Source organism: Pseudomonas sp. RC4D1, assembly GCF_018390395.1.
Lineage (GTDB): Bacteria > Pseudomonadota > Gammaproteobacteria > Pseudomonadales > Pseudomonadaceae > Aquipseudomonas > Aquipseudomonas danubii.
Window position 1 is genome coordinate 2,034,354 of sequence record NZ_JAHBAW010000001.1, and the last position, 22,264, is coordinate 2,056,617.

Sequence of the window (22,264 nt, forward strand, 5' to 3'; positions counted from 1 at the left end):
GACCGGCGGCACACTGAAGGGAGAAACACATGGCAAGTCCAATTCTACCGGGTACCGGTCTGGGTTCCGGCCTCGACACCGGTGCTATCGTCAAGGCGTTGGTTGCGGCTGATAAAGCGGCCAAGCAGGGTCAGATTGACCGTGCAACTGCCAGCAACAGTGCGAGCATTTCCGGTATCGGCACCTTGCAATCGCTGTTGTCGACTTTTCAGAGCACCCTCTCGGTCACAGGGCTTGGAAGTTCGGTCAATCCCTCCTTTGCCGGCTTTGCGGCGACCTCCAGCGACAACAAAACTGTGGATGCCACAGCCGACAACTATGCGGTAGCTGGCAAGTACACTGTTGAGGTGTCCAATCTTGCAACTTCGTCAAAAGTGGCCAGTAAGGCTTTTGCCGGAGGAAATACCAGTGCCATTCCGAGTGGTACGTTGAACATCACTCAAAATGGCATTAACTATCCGCTGACGATCGGCGCGAATGCGACATTGCAGTCGGTGCGTGACTCGATCAACGCCGACTCCAAGATGGCCATGTCCGGAATCAGTGCCAACATTGTGACTGACTCGTTCGGCTCGCGTCTGGTGATTGGCTCTGACAAGACCGGTGCGGGCTCTGATATTTCTGTCAGTGGTATCGCCGGGTTGGAAATTGACGGCACCCAATCTATGGGGGCAGGCGCCGCTGCATCGGGCAACATTGGTGGGCTGGCCAAGGATGCGGTTTTCACAATCGATGGCATGCAACTGACCAGTAAGACCAATACCGTCACTCAGGCTGTTTCCGGTCTTAAACTCAACTTGGTGGCCAAGACCGATAAGCCGATAACTATCACCGTTGCGACCAATACTGAAGGTCTGAAAACTTCGATTCAGAAGTTTGTCGATGCCTATAACGCCGTGGCCAATGGTATTTCGACCTTGACCAAGCCCTCGCTGGACGACGACGGCAAGCTGACGGTCCCTGCTCAGTTGACCGGTGACGCTCTGCCTCGTTCGATTCTGGCGGCGATTCGTGCGCCGTTGTCGGAAGTGGGGGCGGGTGACAAGTTGACGGTACTGGCGCAGTTGGGGATTACCACCAACCAGAAGACTGGCGCCCTGGACTTCGACGATAAGAAGTTCACTGCCGCCATGACCGATAAAAAGCTCGGTGGCGAGGTGCAGAAGCTGTTTTCCGGCGATGGCACCAATCCGGGCCTGCTTGATCGCATGACTTCCGCTATCAAGCCGTTCACTCAGGGCGTAGGCAGTATGACCGAGGGGATTCTCACCACTCGGACCAAGACCCTGGATATCACCAAGAAAAAGCTCAGCGATCAGCAGGATGCTCTTGACCGTCGAGTGGCGACGCTGACCGCGGTACTGACCAAGAAGTACAACGACATGGATACTTTGGTGGGCAAGTTGAAGGCCACCGCCAGTAACATCACGTCGATGTTCGAAGCGTTGAACGCACAGAAAAAGGGCTAATATCCAGCCTGCGCCAAAAGCCCGGCAGCGTTTTTTCAGCGCTCCGGGCTTTTGCATTTGATCTAAAGTTTTTTGACGTTGCGTCGATACATTGCTTATACGAACCCTTGATTTTTGAAGAGGTATCACATGAATCCGATGTTAGCCCTTCGGCAGTACCAGAAGGTGGGTGCACAGGCACAGACCTCAGAAGCCAGTCCGCATCGTCTGGTACAGATGCTAATGGAAGGCGGTCTGGATCGTATTGCGCAGGCCAAGGGCGCGATGGAGCGCAAGGATGTCGCCAACAAGGGCGTGTTCATCGGCAAGGCCATTGGCATCATCGGTGGCTTGCGTGAGGGGCTGGACCTGGAAAACTCCATGGATACCCTGGGGGATCTGGACAGTCTTTATACCTACATGATGAAGCGTCTGGCTGAAGCCAATATCAAGACCGATCCGAAGATTCTCGATGAGGTCGCTGATCTGCTACGTACGGTCAAGGAAGGCTGGGATGCCATCGCTGCACCGGGTCCGCAGTTCTAAGGAGGAACACCATGAGTGCTGTCCTGCAACGCATCGAAGAAACCCGCGAAGCCCTGGTTGGTGCCTTGGCTGAGCGCAACTGGCAAGCCATTGGCGAGTTGGATCTTGCCTGCCGCTCGTGCATGGAAGATGTGCTTGGTGAGGCTCAGGTTGACGAGGTCGCCTTGCGGGACAATCTGGAGGAGTTGCTGGGTGTTTACCGGCAGCTGCTTGAGGTGGCAACCGGTGAGCGTCAGGCAATAGTCGACGAGATGTCGCAGATCACCCAAGCACAGAACGCAGCAAAGGTTTACCATTTGTTCGGTTAATGTTGAGTTAATCCGAACGTTGCGCGCCATAAATTTGACTGTGCACGCATTTTTGACTTAACTAGTGGCTGTTTTCAGATTTCAGGCGTCTATAAGGCAGAAAATGCCTAAAGCGCGTCTAGCTTGCCCCTCATTCTGGGCATTGAGTTGACTAGGGAAGTTGCTATTGCATGTGGCGTGAAACCAAAATTCTGCTGATCGATGACGATAGCGTGCGCCGCCGCGACTTGGCGGTGATTTTAAATTTTCTCGGTGAAGAAAATTTACCCTGCGGTAGCCATGACTGGCAGCAGGCTGTCGGCTCTTTGTCGTCAAGTCGTGAAGTAATTTGCGTCCTCATCGGGACTGTAAATGCTCCTGGTGCGCTTTTGGGCCTGTTAAAGACACTCTCAACCTGGGATGAGTTCCTTCCGGTTTTGTTAATGGGCGAAAATTCTTCCATCGACTTGCCAGAAGACCAGCGTCGTCGAGTGCTTTCCACTCTGGAAATGCCTCCTAGCTACAGCAAGTTGCTTGACTCCCTGCACCGTGCCCAGGTCTATCGTGAAATGTACGATCAGGCCCGCGAGCGCGGTCGTCACCGCGAACCCAACCTGTTTCGCAGCCTGGTAGGCACCAGTCGTGCGATCCAGCACGTGCGGCAGATGATGCAGCAAGTGGCGGATACTGATGCCAGCGTGCTGATCCTTGGTGAGTCCGGGACCGGCAAGGAAGTGGTAGCTCGTAACCTGCACTACCACTCCAAGCGTCGTGACGCGCCATTCGTTCCGGTCAATTGCGGAGCCATTCCTGCAGAGTTGCTGGAAAGCGAGCTGTTCGGCCATGAGAAGGGCGCATTTACCGGGGCCATTACCAGTCGTGCCGGGCGCTTTGAGCTGGCCAACGGTGGCACCCTGTTCCTTGACGAAATCGGTGATATGCCGCTGCCAATGCAGGTCAAGCTGTTGCGGGTGCTGCAGGAGCGTACCTTCGAGCGCGTAGGTAGCAACAAGACCCAGGGTGTCGATGTGCGAATCATCGCAGCCACCCATAAAAACCTTGAAAGCATGATTGAAGTGGGCAGTTTCCGTGAGGATCTGTACTACCGCCTCAACGTGTTCCCCATCGAGATGGCGCCGTTGCGTGAGCGAGTGGAAGACATTCCGCTGCTGATGAACGAGTTGATCTCGCGCATGGAGCATGAGAAGCGCGGTTCGATCCGCTTCAACTCCGCGGCCATCATGTCCCTGTGCCGGCATGGCTGGCCGGGTAACGTCCGCGAACTGGCGAACCTGGTGGAGCGCATGGCGATCATGCATCCGTACGGTGTGATCGGTGTGGTCGAGCTGCCCAAGAAATTCCGCTATGTCGATGATGAAGACGAGCAGTTGGTGGACAGCCTGCGCAGCGACCTTGAAGAGCGCGTGGCGATCAATGGCCATGCGCCGGACTTTGCTGCCACCGCCATGCTGCCGCCGGAAGGCCTGGATCTGAAGGATTACCTCGGTAGCCTGGAGCAGGGTCTGATCCAGCAAGCGCTGGACGATGCCAATGGCATTGTGGCTCGGGCCGCAGAACGCCTGCGCATTCGTCGCACCACCCTGGTGGAGAAGATGCGCAAGTACGGCATGAGTCGTCGTGAAGGTGATGAACAGGCGGATGATTGACGCCTGTTTTTCAAGTTGTTGAAAAAAGGGCGGTTTTTTTTAGGCACGGGTATTGCTAAGTCTCTTGCAACGTTCCGTTTAACTGACGGTCAGCCACGCGAGAAAGCACGATGCCCCAAGCCGCCCAGATGTCTCCTGCCCCTGATACTTCGGGGCAATCGTCGTCCGTAGAGCAGGCAAGCCGGCTGGGTCTTGAGCAGGCCTTCGCTTTGTTCAACCAGATGTCGAGCCAACTTACTGACTCTTACAGCATGCTTGAGGCTCGGGTGACTGAGCTCAAGGGCGAGTTGGCTGTGGTCAGTGCCCAGCGGATGCAGGAGCTGGCAGAAAAAGAGCGTCTGGCCAACCGTCTGCAAAACCTTCTCGACCTGTTGCCCGGTGGCGTCATCGTCATCGATGGCCAGGGTATCGTCAGCGAGGCCAACCCGGCGGCGTGTGATTTGCTGGGGCTGCCGCTGGAAGGGCAGTTGTGGCGCAACATCATCGCCCGCAGCTTTGCGCCCCGCGAGGATGATGGTCATGAAATATCCCTGCGCGATGGCCGGCGCCTATCGATCGCTACCCGCTCACTGGATGCCGAACCCGGGCAACTGGTGCTGCTTAACGATTTGACTGAAACCCGTCATCTGCAGGATCAACTGGCCCGTCACGAGCGCCTGTCCTCCCTGGGCAAGATGGTCGCTTCTCTGGCGCATCAGATTCGCACGCCGCTCTCGGCGGCCCTGTTGTATGCCAGTCACCTCACCGAGCATGAACTGCCAGTGGCCACTCATCAGCGTTTCGCTGGGCGCCTCAAGGAGCGACTGCACGAGCTGGAGCACCAGGTGCGCGACATGCTGGTGTTCGCTCGTGGTGAGCTGCCCCTCACTGATCGCCTGACTCCCAAGTCGCTGCTGCAATCACTGCAGGCCGCGGCCCTGACCCATGTCCAGGATGTTGCCGTGCGCTGGCAGTGCGACAGTCATCAGGGAGAGTTGCTGTGCAATCGCGACACCCTGGTGGGTGCCTTGCTCAACCTGATCGAGAATGCCGTGCAAGCCAGTGCCGGCGCGGCGCGGCTCAAGGTGCACCTGTACAGTCGTGGTGACACCTTGCGGCTGTGTATCAGTGACAGCGGCAGTGGTATCGATGCGGCGGTGCTGGAGCGTCTGGGAGAGCCGTTTTTTACCACCAAGGCCAATGGGACCGGACTTGGCCTGACGGTGGTCAAGGCGGTGGCCCGTGCGCATCAGGGAGAATTGTCGCTGCGTTCCCGTCCTGGGCGCGGTACTTGTGCGCTGGTGACATTGCCTCTGTTCTCCAGTGCTCATGGAGTGGAGTGAAGGTAATGGCAATCAAGGTTCTACTGGTTGAAGACGATCGCGCGTTGCGCGAGGCCCTGGCGGACACTCTGCTGCTGGCCGGTCATGACTACAAGGCGGTCGGCAGTGCGGAAGAGGCGCTGGAAGCGGTCGCCGTGGAGTCCTTCAGCCTGGTGGTCAGCGATGTCAACATGCCTGGCATGGATGGTCATCAGTTGTTGGGTCTGTTGCGTGCCCGCCAACCGCAGTTGCCGGTATTGCTGATGACTGCCCATGGCGCCGTCGAGCGAGCCGTGGAGGCCATGCGTCAAGGCGCTGCCGATTATCTGGTCAAGCCCTTTGAGCCTCGTGCCCTGCTGGAATTGGTGGCGCGCCATGCCCTGGGTTGCCTGGGGGCGGGCGAGGATGAGGGGCCTGTAGCCTTTGAGCCTGCCAGTGCGCAATTGCTGGAACTGGCCGCGCGCGTGGCCCGTAGTGATTCCACTGTGCTGATTTCCGGCGAGTCCGGCACGGGCAAGGAAGTGTTGGCGCGTTACATCCATCAGCATTCCCATCGAAGTAACCAGCCCTTTATCGCCATCAACTGTGCGGCGATTCCCGACAACATGCTCGAAGCCACCCTGTTCGGGCATGAGAAGGGTTCTTTCACGGGGGCTATCGCCGCGCAGCCCGGCAAGTTCGAGCAGGCCGACGGCGGCACTATTCTCCTGGACGAAATTTCCGAAATGCCCCTGGGGCTGCAGGCGAAGTTGCTACGGGTGTTGCAGGAGCGTGAAGTGGAGCGGGTGGGGGCGCGTAAGCCTATCGCTCTGGATATCCGGGTCGTGGCCACCACGAACCGCGACTTGGCAGGAGAGGTGGCGGCCGGACGCTTCCGCGAGGATCTGTATTACCGTCTTTCGGTGTTTCCTCTGGCCTGGAGACCATTGCGCGAGCGTACCGCCGATATCTTGCCGCTGGCCGAGCGTCTGCTGGCCAAACACGTCAATAAAATGAAACATGCCGCCGCCAGGCTCTCGGCTGAGGCGCAAGCGTGTCTGCTGGCCTATCCATGGCCGGGCAACGTCCGGGAGTTGGACAACGCTTTGCAGCGGGCATTGATCCTGCAGCAGGGCGGCCTGATCCAGCCGGAAGATTTCTGCCTGGCCGGGCCGGTGGCCTGTGCACCCCTGCCGGCTCTGGCTCCTGCCGGTCAGTCGGCGTTGCGCGGCGTGGTCGGCGAGGATGAGGGCGTGCCTCAGGAGTCGGGTGGCCTGGGGGATGATCTGCGGCGCCGGGAATTTCAGATGATCATCGATACCCTGCGTTCCGAGCGTGGGCGGCGCAAGGAGGCGGCGGAGCGTCTGGGGATCAGTCCGCGCACCCTGCGTTACAAATTGGCGCAGATGCGTGACGCCGGAATGGACGTCGAGGCCTATCTGTTTGCGACCTGATTACTGATATGCAAAGTCCTGGATGGGCTTTTGTCGAGTTGGGCCATGGAGCTGGCACCCTTGTTGCTAACACCTCACTAACCGCACGGTGAGCGTCAAAAAATTGCGGGTCGTCAGAGAGAGTAGACCATGAGCCAAGGTGTTGAATTTAATCGGTTGATGCTGGATATGCGGGCCATGCAAATGGACGCGATGTCGCAGCCTAAATCCGCCGCAGTGGCAGAGGTCAGCGGCAGCAGTTTCGCTGACATGCTTGGCCAGGCCGTGAACAAGGTCAACGATACCCAGAAGGCGTCCAATCAGTTGGCCAGTGCCTTCGAGATCGGCAAAAGCGGTGTGGACCTGACGGATGTGATGATTTCCTCGCAAAAGGCCAGCGTGTCTTTTCAAGCCTTGACCCAGGTTCGTAACAAGCTGGTTCAAGCGTATCAAGACATCATGCAGATGCCGGTTTAAGGACGAGATTGAGTCATGGCAGAAGCAGTCGCCGATAACGTACCGGCCAAGGCCACCCCGATAGACGGTAAACCGCCGCTGTTCGGTTTGTCCTTCCTGGAAAACCTGTCCCAGATGACCATGCTGCGTCAGGTTGGCCTGTTGGTAGGCCTGGCCGCCAGCGTGGCGATCGGCTTTGCCGTGGTGCTGTGGTCCCAGCAGCCCGATTACCGGCCGCTGTACGGCAGCCTGGCCGGGATGGACGCCAAGCAAGTCATGGACACCCTGGCCTCTGCCGACATTCCTTACACCGTCGAACCCAACTCCGGTGCCTTGCTGGTCAAGGCCGATGACCTGTCTCGTGCCCGCCTGAAACTGGCTGCCGCCGGTGTGGCGCCGGGTGACGGCAACGTCGGCTTCGAGATCCTTGATAAAGAGCAAGGCCTGGGCACCAGCCAGTTCATGGAGGCGACCCGTTATCGTCGCGGCCTGGAAGGCGAGCTGGCCCGTACCATCTCCAGCCTGAACAATGTCAAGGGCGCTCGGGTGCATCTGGCGATTCCCAAAAGCTCGGTGTTCGTGCGCGACGAGCGCAAGCCCAGTGCTTCGGTACTGGTAGAGCTGTACTCCGGCCGCTCCCTGGAGCCAGGCCAGGTCATGGCCATCGTTAACCTGGTGGCTACCAGCGTCCCCGAATTGAGCAAGTCCCAAGTCACAGTGGTCGACCAGAAGGGCAACCTGCTCTCCGATCAAGCGGAAAACTCCGCGCTGACCATGGCTGGCAAGCAGTTCGACTACAGTCGTCGCCTGGAGGGCATGCTGACCCAGCGGGTGCACAATATCCTGCAGCCAGTGCTGGGCAACGATCGTTACAAGGCTGAGGTCTCGGCGGATGTCGACTTCAGCGCCGTTGAATCCACTTCGGAACAGTTCAACCCGGACCAGCCGGCCTTGCGCAGCGAGCAGTCGGTCAACGAGCAGCGTTCCAGCAGCAATGGTCCGCAAGGCGTTCCGGGTGCTCTGAGCAACCAGCCGCCTTCGCCGGCTTCGGCGCCGCAAACCACCGGTGGCGCGACCGCCGCCGCGGGCATGGTGCAGCCAGGTCAGCCGCTGTTGGACGCCAACGGTCAGCAGATCATGGATCCGGCTACCGGCCAGCCGATGCTGGCACCGTACCCGTCGGACAAGCGTCAACAATCCACCAAGAACTTCGAACTCGATCGTTCCATCAGCCACACCAAGCAACAGCAGGGGCGTCTCAATCGCCTGTCGGTAGCGGTGGTGGTGGATGATCAAGTCAAGGTCAACCCGGCTAACGGCGAAACCAGTCGCGCTCCCTGGAGCGCCGATGAATTGGCGCGCTTCACTCGCCTGGTGCAGGACGCAGTGGGCTTCGATGCCAGCCGTGGCGACAGTGTCAGCGTAATCAACGTGCCGTTCTCCGCCGAGCGTGGGGAAGTGATCGCCGACATTCCGTTCTACTCGCAGCCGTGGTTCTGGGACATCGTCAAGCAAGTGCTGGGCGTGTTGTTCATCCTGGTGCTGGTGTTCGGCGTGCTGCGCCCGGTGCTCAACAACATCACTGGCGGCGGCAAGAACAAGGAACTGGCAGGGCTGGGCAGCGACGTCGAGCTGGGCGGCATGGGCGGCCTGGACGGCGAGCTGGCCAACGACCGCGTCAGCCTGGGCGGTCCGCAAAGCATTCTGCTGCCGAGCCCGAGCGAGGGTTATGACGCTCAGTTGAACGCAATCAAGAGTCTGGTGGCTGAAGACCCGGGTCGTGTGGCTCAGGTCGTGAAAGAGTGGATTAACGCAGATGAGTGATAACCGAGCCGCTACCGCCAAACTGACCCGGGTCGACAAAGCCGCGATTCTGCTGCTGTCCCTGGGTTCCACCGATGCCGCGCAAGTGCTGCGCCACATGGGGCCCAAAGAGGTTCAGCGTGTGGGTGTGGCCATGGCGCAAATGGGCAACGTGCACCGTGAGCAGGTCGAGCAGGTGATGAGCGAGTTCGTCGACATTGTCGGCGATCAAACCAGTCTCGGCGTCGGTTCCGATGACTACGTGCGCAAAATGCTTACCCAGGCCTTGGGCGAAGACAAGGCCAATGGCCTGATCGACCGTATCCTCCTGGGTGGCAACACCAGTGGCCTCGACAGCCTGAAGTGGATGGAACCACGGGCCGTGGCCGACGTGATCCGTTACGAGCACCCGCAGATCCAGGCCATCGTGGTGGCTTACCTCGATCCGGATCAGGCCGGTGAAGTGCTGGGCAACTTCGACCACAAGGCGCGCCTGGACATCATTCTGCGGGTTTCCTCGCTCAATACTGTGCAGCCAGCGGCCCTGAAAGAGCTGAACCAGATTCTCGAGAAGCAATTCTCCGGCAACTCCAACGCGTCCCGTACCACCTTGGGCGGTATCAAGCGCGCAGCCGACATCATGAACTTCCTCGACAGCTCGATTGAAGGCCAGCTCATGGACTCGATCCGCGAAGTCGACGAAGACCTGTCTGGTCAGATCGAAGACCTGATGTTCGTGTTCAACAACCTGGCCGATGTCGATGACCGCGGTATCCAGGCCCTGTTGCGCGAAGTGTCTTCCGATGTCCTGGTTCTGGCCCTCAAGGGGTCGGACGAAGGGGTCAAGGAAAAGATCTTCAAGAACATGTCCAAGCGTGCGGCGGAGCTGCTGCGCGACGACCTGGAAGCCAAGGGCCCGGTTCGCGTCAGCGACGTGGAAACTGCGCAGAAGGAAATCCTCACTATTGCCCGCCGTATGGCCGAAGCCGGAGAGATTGTTCTCGGTGGGAAGGGCGGCGAAGAAATGATCTAAGGTCGCTTTATGTCGTCCAGCAGTGATGAGTCCCAAAGCGAACTGATTCGTGCCCGGGACGTCGAGGGTTTTGACGTCTGGGCGCTGCCCAGTTTCGATCCCGAGCCGCCCGAGCCTGAGCCGGAGCCTGAAGAGGTGCCGGAAGAAATCGAGGAAGTGCCGCTGGAAGAAGTCCAGCCACTGACCCTGGAAGAGCTCGAGAGCATTCGCCAGGAAGCCTATAACGAAGGTTTCGCCACCGGCGAGAAGGAAGGCTTCCACAGCACCACGCTCAAGGTTCGTCAGGAGGCTGAAGTCGCCCTGGTCGCCAAGTTGCAGGCGCTCGAACAGTTGATGGTCAATTTGTTCGAGCCCATCGCCGAGCAAGATACGCAGATCGAACAAACCCTGGTGGATCTGGTCAAGCACGTCACCCGGCAGGTGATCCAGCGTGAGCTGGTGATGGATTCCAGTCAGATCGAACACGTCATGCGCGAGGCCCTCAAGCTATTGCCGCTGGGGGTTGGCAATGTACGTCTTTATGTCAATCCGCAGGACTTCGAGCAGGTCAAGAGCCTGCGCGAGCGGCACGAGGAAAGCTGGCGCATCGTCGAGGACGAGGCGCTGCTGCCCGGTGGTTGCCGGGTCGAGACCGAGCACAGCCGCATCGACGCCAGCATCGAAACCCGGATCACCCAGGCCTTGGATCAACTGTCCGATCAGTTGCATGAGCAGTCGCTGCACCCGGCGGCTGCTGACCTGAGCCTGGACCTCGGCCCAAGGACTCCGTCGGCGCCGGATGTCGACGCCGCAGAGTCCAGCGTTCCAGAGCAGGCCGAGCCTGCGGAACACCCCGATGCGCCTTGAACGCACCAGTTTCGGCAAGCGCCTGGAAGGTTACGCCGAGGCCGTCAAGCTACCAGGTCAGCCGATTCTTGAAGGCCGCCTGCTGCGCATGGTCGGCCTTACTCTTGAAGCCGAGGGCCTGCGCGCCGCCATGGGCACCCGCTGCCTGGTGATCAACGATGACAGCTATCACCCGGTTCAGGTCGAGGCGGAAGTCATGGGCTTTTCCGGGAGCAAGGTGTTCCTGATGCCGGTCGGTAGCGTGGCCGGGATCGCTCCTGGTGCTCGGGTTGTCCCTCTGGCTGATACCGGGCGCTTGCCCATGGGCATGGGCATGCTCGGGCGTGTGCTGGATGGCGCCGGACGCGCTCTGGATGGCAAGGGCGGCATGCGTGCCGAGGACTGGGTGCCGATGGACGGTCCTACCATCAACCCCCTCAAGCGCGACCCCATCAGCCAGCCGCTGGATGTGGGCATTCGCAGTATCAACGGTTTATTGACGGTAGGTCGCGGCCAGCGCCTCGGTCTGTTCGCTGGTACCGGCGTGGGCAAGAGTGTGCTGCTGGGCATGATGACTCGCTTCACCGAAGCCGACATCATCGTGGTCGGGCTGATCGGCGAGCGGGGCCGTGAGGTCAAGGAGTTCATCGAGCACATTCTCGGTGAAGAGGGGCTCAAGCGTTCGGTGGTGGTGGCTTCGCCAGCGGACGATGCGCCGTTGATGCGTTTGCGGGCGGCGATGTACTGCACGCGGATCGCCGAGTATTTTCGCGACAAGGGCAAGAACGTCCTGTTGCTGATGGATTCCCTGACCCGTTTCGCCCAGGCCCAGCGGGAGATCGCTCTGGCCATTGGCGAGCCGCCGGCCACCAAGGGTTACCCGCCTTCGGTGTTCGCCAAGCTGCCCAAGCTGGTGGAGCGGGCCGGTAATGCCGAGGCCGGTGGTGGTTCGATTACCGCGTTCTATACCGTGCTGTCCGAGGGTGACGATCAGCAGGACCCGATCGCCGACTCGGCTCGGGGCGTGCTCGACGGGCATATCGTGCTGTCCCGGCGCCTGGCCGAAGAAGGGCATTATCCCGCCATCGATATCGAGGCCTCCATCAGCCGGGTCATGCCGGCGGTGATCAGCCCCGACAACATGGCCCGGGCGCAATACTTCAAACAGTTGTGGTCGCGTTATCAACAGGCTCGGGACTTGATCAGCGTTGGCGCTTACGTCGCCGGTGGCGATCGCGATACCGACACCGCAATCTCCCTGCAGCCGGCGATGGTTGCCTACCTGCGCCAGGGCCTTAACGACAACGTCAGCCTGGGTCATAGCCAGACCCACCTGGAAATGCTTTTCGCTCCAGCGACGGGGGGCTAACCGGCCATGGCCGACAGCCGTGCGGCGCGTCTGGCGCCGGTGGTGGACATGGCGGAAAACGCCGAGCGTACCGCTGCCCAGCGTCTGGAGTACTTTCACGGCCAGGTGCGTGTGGCCCAGAGCAAGCTCGGGGACCTGGAGCGTTTTCGTGGCGACTACCAGGAACAGTGGGTCGAGCGCGGCAAGCTCGGCGTCAGTGGTCACTGGTTGATGAACTACCAGTATTTTCTCAGTCAGCTGGATACCGCCGTGGCCCAGCAGCGGCAAAGCCTTGCCTGGCATCAGAACAACCTCGATCGCGCGCGCGAGGCCTGGCAGCAGGCTTATGCCCGGGTGGAAGGGCTGCGCAAGCTGGTGCAGCGTTACGTTGATGAGGCTCGAGCGCTTGAGGACAAGCGCGAACAGAAGCTGCTGGATGAACTTTCCCAGCGTCTGCCCCGTCAGAACCCTTATTGAGAGCGCTCATTTTTCGTCTGCAGGTTGTTCGCCGGGTCAGTGGGTGCTAAACCTTTTAAACGTCGTCAATGACAAGGAAGCAGTCACATGTCGGTCGTTACAGAAATATCCCCGGACGGACAAAAACTCACGATTTCCATCAGGGGGCGCTTCGATTTTGGACGCCACCAGGAGTTTCGTGAATCCTATGAGCGCCTGAACCGGACGCCAGAGTCCATCGTGGTGGACCTCAAGGAAGCCACCTACCTCGACAGCTCGGCCCTGGGCATGCTGTTGCTGTTGCGTGATCACGCCGGTGGCGACAATGCCGATGTCCGGGTGATCAACAGCAACTCGGATGTGCGCAAGATCCTTGCCATCTCCAATTTCGACAAGCTTTTCGACATCAGTTGAGCGGTATGCGCTCGATGACCGAGCCCCTGTGTGTGCTGATCGCCGAAGATGGCGCGGCGGACCGCTTGCTGCTGTCTGGCATTATCCGGCGCCAGGGGCATCAGGTGCTGGCGGCCAGTAATGGGGCCGAGGCCCTGGCGTTGTTCGAGCAGCGGCGTCCGCACATAGTGCTGATGGACGCGATGATGCCGGTGATGGACGGCTTTGAGGCCGCGCGACGGATCAAGACCCTGGCGGGCGAGACCCTGGTGCCGATCATCTTCCTCACCTCCCTGAGCGAAGGGGAGGCGCTGGCTCGCTGTCTGGAGGCAGGTGGCGACGACTTTCTGGCCAAGCCCTATAACCCGGTGATTCTGGGGGCCAAGATCAACGCCATGGACCGTTTGCGGCGCCTGCAGGAAACCGTGCTGGCGCAGCGGGACCAGATCACTCGTCACCACGATTACTTGCTCAACGAGCAGCGGGTGGCCAAGGCGGTGTTCGACAAGGTCGCCCATTCCGGTTGCCTGGATGCGCCGAACATCCGCTACCTGCAGTCGCCTTACGCGCTGTTCAATGGCGATTTGCTGCTGGCGGCCTACACCCCGGCGGGTGACATGCATGTGCTGTTGGGGGACTTCACCGGTCATGGCTTGCCAGCGGCGGTTGGGGCCATGCCCCTGGCCGAGGTGTTTTATGGCATGACCGCCAAGGGTTACGGACTGCCGGAAACCCTGCGGGAGATGAATGCCAAGCTCAAGCGCATCCTGCCGGTGGATATGTTCTGTTGTGCGACCCTGCTGTGCCTGAGTAACCAGCGACGGTCAGTGGAGGTGTGGAATGGCGGCATGCCCGAGGGGTATCTGTATCGTCATGCCGGCAGTGCGCGTACGCCCCTGGTGGCGCGACATCTGCCCCTCGGGGTGCTGAGTGCCGAGGCTTTCGAAGATCGCACTGAAGTGTTCCCCATGGCGCCGGGGGATCGGGTATTCCTGCTGTCCGACGGGGTGATCGACACCTGCAACGCCGCCGATGAGTTGTTTGGTGTGGAGCGGTTGCACCGGGTGTTTGCCGCCAACCGCGAGCAGGAGCGACTGTTCGAGGAGATTCAGCAGGCCCTGGAGGACTTTGGTGGCAGTGCCCGGGACGATGTGAGCATGGTCGAAGTCGGCTTGCCAGAATTTCCCAGGCTGGCGCCGCCGGCCCCGGTGTACTCCGACAGCGGCCAGTCCTGTCCGCTGGATTGGTCGGTGAGCTTCGAGTTCCGCGCCGCTACCCTCAAGCGCTTCAATCCTTTGCCGTATCTGTTGCAGTTGTTGCTGGAGGTGCACGGCCTGCGCTCCCAGAGCGGGGCTCTGTACAGCGTGCTGGCCGAACTCTATTCCAATGCCTTGGAGCACGGTGTGCTCAAGCTCGACTCCCGGCTTAAACGGGATGCCGAGGGCTTCAGCCGCTATTACCGCGAGCGATCCGTGAGGCTGGCGGAGCTAGAGGATGGCTTTGTGCGGGTGCATTTGCAGGTGCAGCCCCTGGAGACGGGAGGGCGCCTGATAGTGCGGATCGAAGACAGTGGCGAGGGCTTCGATGTCGCGGCGATCCTGGCTCGGCCCAACGATACCGAGCGCTTGTCGGGGCGCGGCGTGAGCCTGATCCGACAGATGAGCCGCCAGGCGGTGTGGGCGGACGATGGGCGCAGTGTCTGCGTGGAGTTTTCCTGGGAGGCTCTGGCATAATCTTGGGGTTCTTGATCAAGGAGTGAACAAGTGGCTGAGATACATCTGGACCACACGGTGCTCAACGCATTGCAGGAAGTCATGGAGGATGAATACCCCGTCCTGCTGGACACTTTCGTCTGCGACTCCGAGGAACGAGTGCGGCTGTTGCGCAAGTCCGAGGATGCTCTGCAGCTAGTGGCGACCGCCCACAGTCTCAAGGGCAGTAGCAGCAATATGGGGGCGATCCGCCTGGCTGAGCTCTGTCATGAGCTTGAGGTGCGGGCCGGACAGTCTGCCGTTGATGGCATTCGCCAGCTGGTGGGGGAGATCGATGGCGAGTTCGCCATTGTCCGGCGCTTGTGCGAGCAGGAATTGCAGCGCTTCCACTGCTGAGAAACGACCTTTTGTCAGCAGGTTGATAAAGCTGGCTCGACCTTTGCAGTCAAGTCTCTGAACTGTACCTTTGATCCCCGTGCAGCGGAGACTGTCCCATGGCTGTTACCCCTAATTCGCTTCTTCAGGCCACAGCTCAGGCCAACGCTAAGTCCAAGACTCAAGCGGCTCCTGCCAGCCCTCTGGCAAGCGTTGCCGAGCCTGGGGACAAGGCGTCCAGCTTCGCGCAGCTCTATGCCAAGGAGTCTCAGAGCAAGCCGCAGAACAAATCGCCGGCCCTCGCCGACAACTCGCCCAAGCCCGTACGGGACAAGAGCGTCGACAACAGTCCGAAGAAGGATGTTGCCAGCGATCAGTCTGCCGCGCCGCAGCCGGCGGTTGCCGATAGCGGCAAAACCTTGCCTGCCGATAAGCCGGTGAGCAGCGACAGCAAGCCCGCCACTGCCGCCAGTGATGACAGCAAGCCGGCCGATACCACGCAGGCCGACGCCTCGGTGGATCCGGCGCCGGTGGACCCGAGTCTGTTGCCGGCGATCCAGCCGCAACCCCAGGTCGCTGAAGTGCCGCCGCCGGTAGTGGCTGCGCAACCTCAGGTGGAAGTGCCCGTGGCGCCGCCCGCTGGAGTGGTGGCAGCGGTAGCGCCGACGGTGGCACCTGTGGCGGAGCCGCCCAAGGAGGCCTTCGATCCTGAGGCCGATCCGCTGGATGCCTTGCCAGCGCTGCGTCTGGCCATGGAGCAAGGTGGGCATGTCTCGGCTTCCAGTCAGTCTCAGCCCAAGGCTGCACCCGCGAATGCCGATGCCGACGGTCAGTTGACGTCGGTGCAGAACTTCGCCAATGGCATGGCTGGCATGCTTGAGCAGCACACCAGCAAGAACAGCACCGAGCAGGGCGGCGAAAAGGCCTTCACTGGCCTGATTGCCGACGGCCTGAAAGACCTCAAGGGGGCTTCCAGCGATACCCGGGTGGATGATTTCGCCAATCGTCTGGCGGCCCTGACTCAGGCCGCGACGCCGAAGACCGCCAATGCGGTGCCGGTCAACCAGCCGCTGGCCATGCACCAGAGCGGTTGGACCGATGAAGTGGTCAATCGGGTGATGTACCTGTCCAGCGCCAACCTCAGGTCGGCGGACATTCAGTTGCAACCTGCGGAGCTGGGACGCCTGGATATTCGCGTACACATGATTCCTGATCAGCAGACCCAGGTGACCTTCATGAGTGCCCATGCCGGTGTCCGTGAAGCCCTGGAAGGGCAGATGCACCGTATGCGAGACATGTTCAACCAGCAGGGGTTGGGGCAGGTGGACGTCAACGTTTCCGACCAGTCTCGCGGCTGGCAAGGTCAGGAACAGGCGCAACAGGAGCAGAACCGCAGGAGTGGTTCCAGCACCAGTGGCACGCGCCTTGACGGTGGCGACGAGGAGTTGCCCCATGGCGTGGCTGAAGTGGCTGCCCCGGTGCAGACCGTGATTGGCACCAGCGCTGTGGACTATTACGCCTGATTGAGTGACAGAGGGGGCGTGGCCGAGAGAGCTCGCCATGCCCCTTGCTTCTCCTTCCCCGCTGCTTATCCCCCCATTTCGGACAAATCTGGCATAACACTTGCTCTTGCCTTGCCGTGCGACTGTGAACCCCCGAATAGTGACGGATTATTGGCATGGCGAAGAGCGAAGCAGCAGAAAAACCCACCGCAGGGAAAAGCAAACTCAAGCTTATCCTCTTGATTGTTCTGGCGTTGTTGCTGGCCATCGGCTTGTCGGTCGGCGCCACCTGGTACTTCATGCACAGTGCTCAGAGCAAGCCTGCGCCGGTTGCGGAAACCGCCAGCAACGTCAGGCCCGCAGCGATCTACGAGCCCATGGCCCCGGCCTTCGTCGTCAACTTCACGCAGAACGGTCGTCAGCGCTACATGCAGGTGAGCATTACCCTGCTGGCGCGCAACCAGGCCGACCTGGATGCGCTGAAAGTGCACATGCCGGTGATCCGCAACAACCTGGTGATGCTGTTCTCAGGACAGAGTTTCGACACCCTGGCGACTCCGGTTGGCCAGGAAATGCTCCGCCAGAAGGCCACTGCCAGCGTCCAGGAAGTGGCGCAGAAAGAGGTGGGCAAAGTGGTGGTCGAGCAGTTGCTCTTTACTAACTTCGTACTGCAGTAGGAACACGACATGGCCGTGCAGGACCTGCTGTCCCAGGATGAGATCGATGCGCTGCTCCATGGCGTCGACGACGGTCTGGTACAGACCGAACACGCTGCCGAGCCCGGCAGTGTCAAAAGCTACGACCTGACCAGCCAGGATCGCATCGTCCGCGGACGCATGCCGACCCTGGAAATGATCAACGAGCGTTTCGCCCGCTATACCCGGATCAGCATGTTCAACATGCTGCGTCGTTCCGCCGATGTGGCGGTGGGTGGCGTGCAGGTCATGAAGTTTGGTGAGTACGTGCACTCGCTGTATGTGCCCACCAGCCTCAACCTGGTGAAGATCAAGCCGCTGCGTGGCACGGCGCTGTTCATTCTCGACGCCAAGCTGGTGTTCAAACTGGTGGACAACTTCTTCGGCGGCGATGGCCGTCACGCGAAGATCGAAGGGCGTGAATTCACGCCTACCGAGCTGCGGGTGGTGCGCATGGTGCTGGAGCAGGCCTTCGTCGATCTGAAGGAAGCCTGGCAGGCGATCATGCCGGTCAACTTCGAGTACATAAACTCGGAAGTGAACCCGGCCATGGCCAACATCGTCGGCCCCAGCGAAGCCATCGTGGTGTCGACCTTCCACATCGAACTCGATGGCGGTGGCGGCGACCTGCACGTGACCATGCCGTACTCGATGATCGAGCCGATCCGCGAAATGCTCGACGCCGGCTTCCAGTCTGACCTGGATGACCAGGACGAGCGCTGGAGCAAGGCACTGCGCGAGGACGTGCTGGATGTGGCAGTGCCGCTGAGCGCCACCGTGGCCCGTCGTCAGTTGCGCCTGCGGGACATCCTGCACATGCAGCCGGGCGATGTGATCCCGGTGGAACTGCCGGAAGACATGATCATGCGTGCCAACGGCGTACCGTCGTTCAAGGTCAAGCTGGGTTCCCACAAGGGCAACCTGGCGCTGCAAGTGATCGAGCCGATCGAGCGCCGTTGAGCGGCGCTCCAACCTGTTTGCTGTTCAATGAATTTTTGCCCGTCGAGGACCCAAGATGGCTGACGAAATTAACTCCCAGGACGACCAGGCACTGGCCGATGAATGGGCTGCTGCACTGGAAGAAACCGGTGATGCCGGCCAGGCCGATATCGACGCCTTGCTGGCCGCCGATGCAGGCGCCGCATCCGGCTCCGGGCGTTTGCAGATGGAAGAGTTCGGCAGCATGCCCAAGAGCCATGAGCCGGTCACGCTAGACGGTCCCAACCTGGACGTGATTCTCGATATCCCGGTATCGATCTCCATGGAAGTGGGCAGCACCGACATCAACATCCGCAACCTGCTGCAGCTCAACCAGGGGTCGGTGATCGAGCTTGATCGCCTGGCCGGCGAGCCGCTGGATGTGCTGGTCAACGGCACCCTGATCGCCCATGGCGAGGTGGTGGTGGTCAACGAGAAGTTCGGTATTCGCCTGACTGACGTGATCAGCCCCAGCGAACGCATCAAGAAGCTGCGCTAAGTGAACAAGCTGCTTGGCGTGGTCGTGCTCGGTTTGCCCCTGGGCGCCCTGGCTGCAGAGTCGGCAGCGACAGCTGCGGCTGCAGCCCCGGCAGTGGGCAGCGTCAGTGGGCAGTTGACCCAGCTGGTGCTGGGCCTGCTGCTGGTGATCGGGCTGATTTTCTTCCTCGCCTGGCTGCTGCGCCGGGTGCAGCAGGCCGGTCCCGCCGGGAAGGGGCAGGTGATCGAGTTGATCGGCTCCCGGGCCCTGGGGCCGCGCGATCGCCTGGTGCTGGTGCAAGTGGGCAGCGAGCAGATTCTGCTGGGCCTGACCCCGGGCACCATCACCCCGCTGCATGTACTCAAAGAACCGGTGCAGGTGCCCAGTGCCGAGCAGGCGACGCCCGAGTTTGCCCAGCGCCTGATGGAGCTGTTGGGCAAGGATCATAAGGATAAGAAGTAATGCCGTTGCGCATCATCTTGACGTTGGCACTGATGTTGGTGGCGCCGCTGGCGCTGGCGGCCGACCCGTTGTCGATCCCGGCGATTACCCTGGGCACCAATGCCGACGGTCAGCAGGAATACTCGGTCAGCCTGCAGATCCTGCTGATCATGACCGCGCTGAGTTTCATCCCGGCGTTCGTCATGCTGATGACCAGCTTCACCCGGATCATCATCGTTTTCTCGATCCTGCGTCAGGCCCTGGGTCTGCAGCAGACGCCGTCCAACCAGATCCTCACCGGCATGGCGCTGTTCCTCACCATGTTCATCATGGCTCCGGTGTTCGACCGGGTGAACCAGGATGCCTTGCAGCCTTACCTGGCGGAAAAACTCACGTCCCAGGAGGCGGTGGCCAAGGCCCAGGTGCCGATCAAGGACTTTATGCTGGCGCAGACTCGCAGCAGTGACCTGGAGTTGTTCATGCGCCTGTCCAAGCGCACCGACATTGCCAGCCCCGACCAGGCACCGCTGACCATCCTGGTGCCGGCCTTCGTCACCTCGGAGCTCAAGACGGCCTTCCAGATCGGCTTCATGATCTTTATCCCGTTCCTGATCATCGACCTGGTGGTGGCCAGTGTGCTGATGGCCATGGGCATGATGATGCTGTCACCGCTGATCATTTCCTTGCCGTTCAAGATCATGCTGTTTGTCCTGGTGGATGGCTGGGCCCTGATCATCGGCACCTTGGCGGGCAGTTTCGGTGGTGTTTAAAACCTTGTTTGCGGGTGCTCGACAATGACTCCTGAAGTCGCGGTAGACCTGTTTCGCGAAGCCCTCTGGCTGACCACTCTGATGGTGGCAGTGCTGGTGGTGCCCAGCCTGCTGGTGGGCTTGATGGTGGCCATGTTCCAGGCGGCCACCCAGATCAACGAACAGACCCTGAGCTTTCTGCCGCGCTTGCTGGTGATGCTGGTGACCCTGATTGTCGCCGGTCCCTGGCTGGTGCAAACCTTCATGGAATACATCCGTCAGTTGTACGGCAGTATTCCTCAGCTGATCGGCTGAGCCGATGTCCCTGTTGGCGCTGACCGACACTCAGATCAGTACCTGGGTGGCGAGCTTCATGTTGCCGCTGTTCCGGGTCACCTCGCTGCTGATGGTGATGCCGATATTCGGTACCACTCTGGTGCCGCGTCGCGTGCGTTTGTATTTCGCCCTGGCGATTACCGTGGTCATAGTCCCGGGCCTGCCGCCCATGCCCGAAGTGCGTGCTTTGGATCTCAGCGGCCTGCTGCTGATTGCCGAGCAGATTCTGATCGGTGCGGTGCTGGGGTTTTCCCTGCAGCTGTTCTTCCAGTCCTTTGTGATCGCCGGGCAGATCGTGGCGATCCAGATGGGCATGGGCTTCGCTTCCATGGTCGACCCTACCAACGGCGTCTCGGTGGCGGTGATCGGGCAGTTTTTCACCATGCTGGTGACCCTGCTGTTCCTGGCCATGAACGGCCATCTGGTGGTCTTTGAAGTCCTTACCGAAAGCTTCACCACCCTGCCAGTGGGCGGTGGCCTGATGGTCAACCACTACTGGGAGCTGGCGGGCAAGCTCGGTTGGGTCATGGGGGCTGCGCTGTTGCTGGTACTGCCGGCGATCACCGCGCTGCTGGTGGTCAACATCGCCTTTGGCGTGATGACCCGAGCCGCCCCGCAATTGAATATCTTCTCCATCGGCTTTCCCCTGACGCTGGTGCTCGGCATGGGCATTGTCTGGGTCAGCCTGGCTGACATTCTCAATCAGTATCAACCGCTGGCCTCCGAGGCCCTGCAGTTTTTACGCGAACTGGCAAAGGCGCGTTGAGCCATGGCAGAAAGCGAGAGCGGTCAGGACAAGACAGAAGACCCCACGGAGAAACGCAAGAAGGACTCCCGGGAAAAGGGTGAGATTGCCCGTTCCAAGGAGCTCAATACCCTGGCCGTCATGTTGGCAGGGGCGGGCGGTCTGCTGGTATATGGCGGTGGTCTGGCCCAGGACCTGCTGGAAATCATGCGTCTGAATTTCTCCTTGCCCCGGGAGGTGCTGCTCAGCCCGGGAGCCATGGGGCAGTACCTGCTGCACTCGGGCAAGATCGCCATCCTGGCGGTGCAGCCGGTGCTGCTGACCTTGCTGCTGGCGGCCATCATCGGGCCGATTTCCCTCGGGGGCTGGTTGTTCGCGGGCAAGAGTCTGGCGCCCAAGTTCAGTCGGATGAATCCGGCGAGTGGTCTTAAGCGGATGTTTTCCACCAATGCGTTGATCGAGCTGCTCAAGGCCCTGGCCAAATTCGGCCTGGTGTTGTTCGTGGCGCTTTCGGTGCTGTCGGCGGACATTGATGATCTGCTGCGCATTGCCCACGAACCGCTTGAACTGGCGATCATCCACAGCGTCCAGGTGGTGGGTTGGAGCACGTTGTGGATGGCGTGCGGGCTGATCCTGATCGCGGCGGTGGATGTACCGGTGCAGATTTACCAGGCCCATAAGAAGTTGTTGATGACCAAGCAGGAGGTGCGTGACGAGCACAAGGACCAGGAAGGTCGTCCTGAGGTCAAACAGCGGATTCGCCAGACCCAGCGCGAGATGTCTCAGCGGCGGATGATGGCGGCAATCCCCGAGGCTGACGTGGTGATCACCAACCCGACTCACTACGCCGTTGCCCTCAAGTATGACGCCGAGAAGGGTGGGGCTCCGGTGTTGCTGGCCAAGGGCAGTGATTTCTTGGCCCTGAAAATCCGCGAGATTGCCGTGGCCCATGAAGTGATGCTGCTGGAGTCGCCGGCTTTGGCGCGTTCCATCTATTACTCCACTGAGCTTGAAGAAGAAATCCCTGCGGGCCTGTACCTGGCGGTGGCCCAGGTCCTGGCCTACGTCTATCAGATCCGCCAGCACCGCGCGGGCAAGGGCAAGCGTCCGGACCCGCTCAAGGACTTGCCGATTCCGGCGGATCTGCGGCGCGACACTGGCGGCAAGCAATCCTCTGGCGGCCCCATCGAGCCTGTGTAGCTGCAGGCATGCAGGGCCTGGCTTGCCAACGAGTGCGTCCTGCTTTCGTCAGAAAAATGGCTAATTGCCATTATTTCG

24 protein-coding genes are annotated in these 22,264 nt (G+C 60.5%); all 24 read left to right on the top strand.

What is annotated here, in order from left to right; all coding sequences use genetic code 11:
• The first annotated feature begins 29 nt into the window (after positions 1–29).
• Positions 30–1,469: a flagellar filament capping protein FliD gene (gene fliD, locus KHO49_RS09275; RefSeq protein ID WP_110595157.1), complete on the top strand. Its 1,440-nt coding sequence runs from the start codon at positions 30–32 to the stop codon at positions 1,467–1,469.
• A gap of 129 nt (positions 1,470–1,598) precedes the next feature.
• Positions 1,599–1,994 carry a flagellar export chaperone FliS gene (gene fliS, locus KHO49_RS09280; protein ID WP_102878857.1) on the top strand — a complete coding sequence of 132 codons (396 nt, stop codon included), beginning with the start codon at positions 1,599–1,601 and terminating at the stop codon, positions 1,992–1,994.
• An 11-nt stretch (positions 1,995–2,005) separates the two neighbouring features.
• Positions 2,006–2,302, top strand: a complete 297-nt coding sequence (gene fliT, locus KHO49_RS09285; RefSeq protein ID WP_102864028.1) for a flagellar protein FliT — start codon at positions 2,006–2,008, stop codon at positions 2,300–2,302.
• A 170-nt stretch (positions 2,303–2,472) separates the two neighbouring features.
• Positions 2,473–3,948 (top strand): sigma-54 dependent transcriptional regulator, encoded by a 1,476-nt coding sequence (locus tag KHO49_RS09290; RefSeq protein WP_011059970.1) that lies wholly within the window; start codon positions 2,473–2,475, stop codon positions 3,946–3,948.
• Positions 3,949–4,076: 128 nt separating this feature from the next.
• Positions 4,077–5,270: a sensor histidine kinase gene (locus KHO49_RS09295; protein ID WP_170001274.1), complete on the top strand. Its 1,194-nt coding sequence runs from the start codon at positions 4,077–4,079 to the stop codon at positions 5,268–5,270.
• A 5-nt stretch (positions 5,271–5,275) separates the two neighbouring features.
• Positions 5,276–6,682, top strand: a complete 1,407-nt coding sequence (locus tag KHO49_RS09300) for a sigma-54-dependent transcriptional regulator (protein WP_102878859.1) — start codon at positions 5,276–5,278, stop codon at positions 6,680–6,682.
• A 129-nt stretch (positions 6,683–6,811) separates the two neighbouring features.
• Entirely contained in the window at positions 6,812–7,138 is a 327-nt protein-coding gene (gene fliE, locus KHO49_RS09305) for a flagellar hook-basal body complex protein FliE (protein WP_102864025.1), read from the top strand.
• A 15-nt stretch (positions 7,139–7,153) separates the two neighbouring features.
• Positions 7,154–8,941 (top strand): flagellar basal-body MS-ring/collar protein FliF, encoded by a 1,788-nt coding sequence (gene fliF, locus KHO49_RS09310; protein WP_102864024.1) that lies wholly within the window; start codon positions 7,154–7,156, stop codon positions 8,939–8,941.
• Complete coding sequence (gene fliG, locus KHO49_RS09315) at positions 8,934–9,953, top strand: flagellar motor switch protein FliG (protein ID WP_011059975.1); 1,020 nt, start codon at positions 8,934–8,936, stop codon at positions 9,951–9,953. Before fliF ends, fliG begins: the two co-directional genes overlap by 8 nt.
• A 9-nt stretch (positions 9,954–9,962) precedes the next feature.
• Positions 9,963–10,799 carry a flagellar assembly protein FliH gene (fliH, locus tag KHO49_RS09320; RefSeq protein ID WP_102864023.1) on the top strand — a complete coding sequence of 279 codons (837 nt, stop codon included), beginning with the start codon at positions 9,963–9,965 and terminating at the stop codon, positions 10,797–10,799.
• Entirely contained in the window at positions 10,789–12,147 is a 1,359-nt protein-coding gene (gene fliI / locus KHO49_RS09325) for a flagellar protein export ATPase FliI (protein ID WP_102878860.1), read from the top strand. The genes fliH and fliI overlap by 11 nt, the downstream gene beginning before the upstream one ends.
• Before the next feature lie 6 nt (positions 12,148–12,153).
• Positions 12,154–12,603 (top strand): flagellar export protein FliJ, encoded by a 450-nt coding sequence (fliJ, locus tag KHO49_RS09330; RefSeq protein WP_213664928.1) that lies wholly within the window; start codon positions 12,154–12,156, stop codon positions 12,601–12,603.
• A gap of 87 nt (positions 12,604–12,690) precedes the next feature.
• On the top strand, positions 12,691–12,996 hold the full coding sequence (locus KHO49_RS09335) for an STAS domain-containing protein (RefSeq protein ID WP_011059979.1): 306 nt from the start codon (positions 12,691–12,693) through the stop codon (positions 12,994–12,996).
• 5 nt (positions 12,997–13,001) lie between these two features.
• Positions 13,002–14,708, top strand: coding sequence for an ATP-binding SpoIIE family protein phosphatase (locus KHO49_RS09340; RefSeq protein ID WP_213664929.1), 1,707 nt, complete (start codon positions 13,002–13,004; stop codon positions 14,706–14,708).
• A 30-nt stretch (positions 14,709–14,738) separates the two neighbouring features.
• A complete protein-coding gene (locus tag KHO49_RS09345) occupies positions 14,739–15,083 on the top strand; it encodes an Hpt domain-containing protein (protein ID WP_102864019.1) in 345 nt (114 codons plus the stop codon).
• A 98-nt stretch (positions 15,084–15,181) separates the two neighbouring features.
• Positions 15,182–16,585 (top strand): flagellar hook-length control protein FliK, encoded by a 1,404-nt coding sequence (locus KHO49_RS09350; protein WP_213664930.1) that lies wholly within the window; start codon positions 15,182–15,184, stop codon positions 16,583–16,585.
• 155 nt (positions 16,586–16,740) lie between these two features.
• Positions 16,741–17,241, top strand: coding sequence for a flagellar basal body-associated protein FliL (fliL, locus tag KHO49_RS09355; RefSeq protein ID WP_213664931.1), 501 nt, complete (start codon positions 16,741–16,743; stop codon positions 17,239–17,241).
• A gap of 9 nt (positions 17,242–17,250) precedes the next feature.
• Positions 17,251–18,219 (top strand): flagellar motor switch protein FliM, encoded by a 969-nt coding sequence (fliM, locus tag KHO49_RS09360; protein WP_011059984.1) that lies wholly within the window; start codon positions 17,251–17,253, stop codon positions 18,217–18,219.
• Between the two features lie 55 nt (positions 18,220–18,274).
• Positions 18,275–18,736 (top strand): flagellar motor switch protein FliN, encoded by a 462-nt coding sequence (gene fliN, locus KHO49_RS09365; protein WP_102864016.1) that lies wholly within the window; start codon positions 18,275–18,277, stop codon positions 18,734–18,736.
• The gene (gene fliO / locus KHO49_RS09370) at positions 18,737–19,177 is read left to right on the top strand and encodes a flagellar biosynthetic protein FliO (protein WP_102878864.1); all 441 of its coding nucleotides are present in this window, start codon (positions 18,737–18,739) and stop codon (positions 19,175–19,177) included.
• Positions 19,177–19,926, top strand: a complete 750-nt coding sequence (fliP, locus tag KHO49_RS09375) for a flagellar type III secretion system pore protein FliP (protein WP_102864014.1) — start codon at positions 19,177–19,179, stop codon at positions 19,924–19,926. The genes fliO and fliP overlap by 1 nt, the downstream gene beginning before the upstream one ends.
• A 24-nt stretch (positions 19,927–19,950) precedes the next feature.
• Positions 19,951–20,220, top strand: a complete 270-nt coding sequence (gene fliQ, locus KHO49_RS09380) for a flagellar biosynthesis protein FliQ (RefSeq protein ID WP_102864013.1) — start codon at positions 19,951–19,953, stop codon at positions 20,218–20,220.
• A 4-nt stretch (positions 20,221–20,224) separates the two neighbouring features.
• Positions 20,225–21,007, top strand: a complete 783-nt coding sequence (fliR, locus tag KHO49_RS09385) for a flagellar biosynthetic protein FliR (RefSeq protein WP_102878865.1) — start codon at positions 20,225–20,227, stop codon at positions 21,005–21,007.
• A gap of 3 nt (positions 21,008–21,010) precedes the next feature.
• Positions 21,011–22,186, top strand: a complete 1,176-nt coding sequence (gene flhB / locus KHO49_RS09390) for a flagellar biosynthesis protein FlhB (RefSeq protein ID WP_110595161.1) — start codon at positions 21,011–21,013, stop codon at positions 22,184–22,186.
• Positions 22,187–22,264 lie beyond the last annotated feature (78 nt).

Excerpts from the sequence above, each read along its gene's own strand:
- fliH (WP_102864023.1), top strand. The coding sequence starts at position 9,963 with ATGTCGTCCAGCAGTGATGAGTCCCAAAGCGAACTGATTCGTGCCCGG.
- fliM (WP_011059984.1), top strand. The coding sequence starts at position 17,251 with ATGGCCGTGCAGGACCTGCTGTCCCAGGATGAGATCGATGCGCTGCTC.
- KHO49_RS09290 (WP_011059970.1), top strand. The coding sequence starts at position 2,473 with ATGTGGCGTGAAACCAAAATTCTGCTGATCGATGACGATAGCGTGCGC.
- fliE (WP_102864025.1), top strand. The coding sequence starts at position 6,812 with ATGAGCCAAGGTGTTGAATTTAATCGGTTGATGCTGGATATGCGGGCC.
- fliF (WP_102864024.1), top strand. The coding sequence starts at position 7,154 with ATGGCAGAAGCAGTCGCCGATAACGTACCGGCCAAGGCCACCCCGATA.
- fliR (WP_102878865.1), top strand. The coding sequence starts at position 20,225 with ATGTCCCTGTTGGCGCTGACCGACACTCAGATCAGTACCTGGGTGGCG.
- KHO49_RS09340 (WP_213664929.1), top strand. The coding sequence starts at position 13,002 with ATGCGCTCGATGACCGAGCCCCTGTGTGTGCTGATCGCCGAAGATGGC.
- fliJ (WP_213664928.1), top strand. The coding sequence starts at position 12,154 with ATGGCCGACAGCCGTGCGGCGCGTCTGGCGCCGGTGGTGGACATGGCG.
- fliQ (WP_102864013.1), top strand. The coding sequence starts at position 19,951 with ATGACTCCTGAAGTCGCGGTAGACCTGTTTCGCGAAGCCCTCTGGCTG.
- KHO49_RS09335 (WP_011059979.1), top strand. The coding sequence starts at position 12,691 with ATGTCGGTCGTTACAGAAATATCCCCGGACGGACAAAAACTCACGATT.
- fliG (WP_011059975.1), top strand. The coding sequence starts at position 8,934 with ATGAGTGATAACCGAGCCGCTACCGCCAAACTGACCCGGGTCGACAAA.
- flhB (WP_110595161.1), top strand. The coding sequence starts at position 21,011 with ATGGCAGAAAGCGAGAGCGGTCAGGACAAGACAGAAGACCCCACGGAG.
- fliD (WP_110595157.1), top strand. The coding sequence starts at position 30 with ATGGCAAGTCCAATTCTACCGGGTACCGGTCTGGGTTCCGGCCTCGAC.
- KHO49_RS09300 (WP_102878859.1), top strand. The coding sequence starts at position 5,276 with ATGGCAATCAAGGTTCTACTGGTTGAAGACGATCGCGCGTTGCGCGAG.
- KHO49_RS09350 (WP_213664930.1), top strand. The coding sequence starts at position 15,182 with ATGGCTGTTACCCCTAATTCGCTTCTTCAGGCCACAGCTCAGGCCAAC.
- fliI (WP_102878860.1), top strand. The coding sequence starts at position 10,789 with ATGCGCCTTGAACGCACCAGTTTCGGCAAGCGCCTGGAAGGTTACGCC.
- fliT (WP_102864028.1), top strand. The coding sequence starts at position 2,006 with ATGAGTGCTGTCCTGCAACGCATCGAAGAAACCCGCGAAGCCCTGGTT.
- fliN (WP_102864016.1), top strand. The coding sequence starts at position 18,275 with ATGGCTGACGAAATTAACTCCCAGGACGACCAGGCACTGGCCGATGAA.
- fliS (WP_102878857.1), top strand. The coding sequence starts at position 1,599 with ATGAATCCGATGTTAGCCCTTCGGCAGTACCAGAAGGTGGGTGCACAG.
- fliL (WP_213664931.1), top strand. The coding sequence starts at position 16,741 with ATGGCGAAGAGCGAAGCAGCAGAAAAACCCACCGCAGGGAAAAGCAAA.
- fliP (WP_102864014.1), top strand. The coding sequence starts at position 19,177 with ATGCCGTTGCGCATCATCTTGACGTTGGCACTGATGTTGGTGGCGCCG.
- KHO49_RS09295 (WP_170001274.1), top strand. The coding sequence starts at position 4,077 with ATGTCTCCTGCCCCTGATACTTCGGGGCAATCGTCGTCCGTAGAGCAG.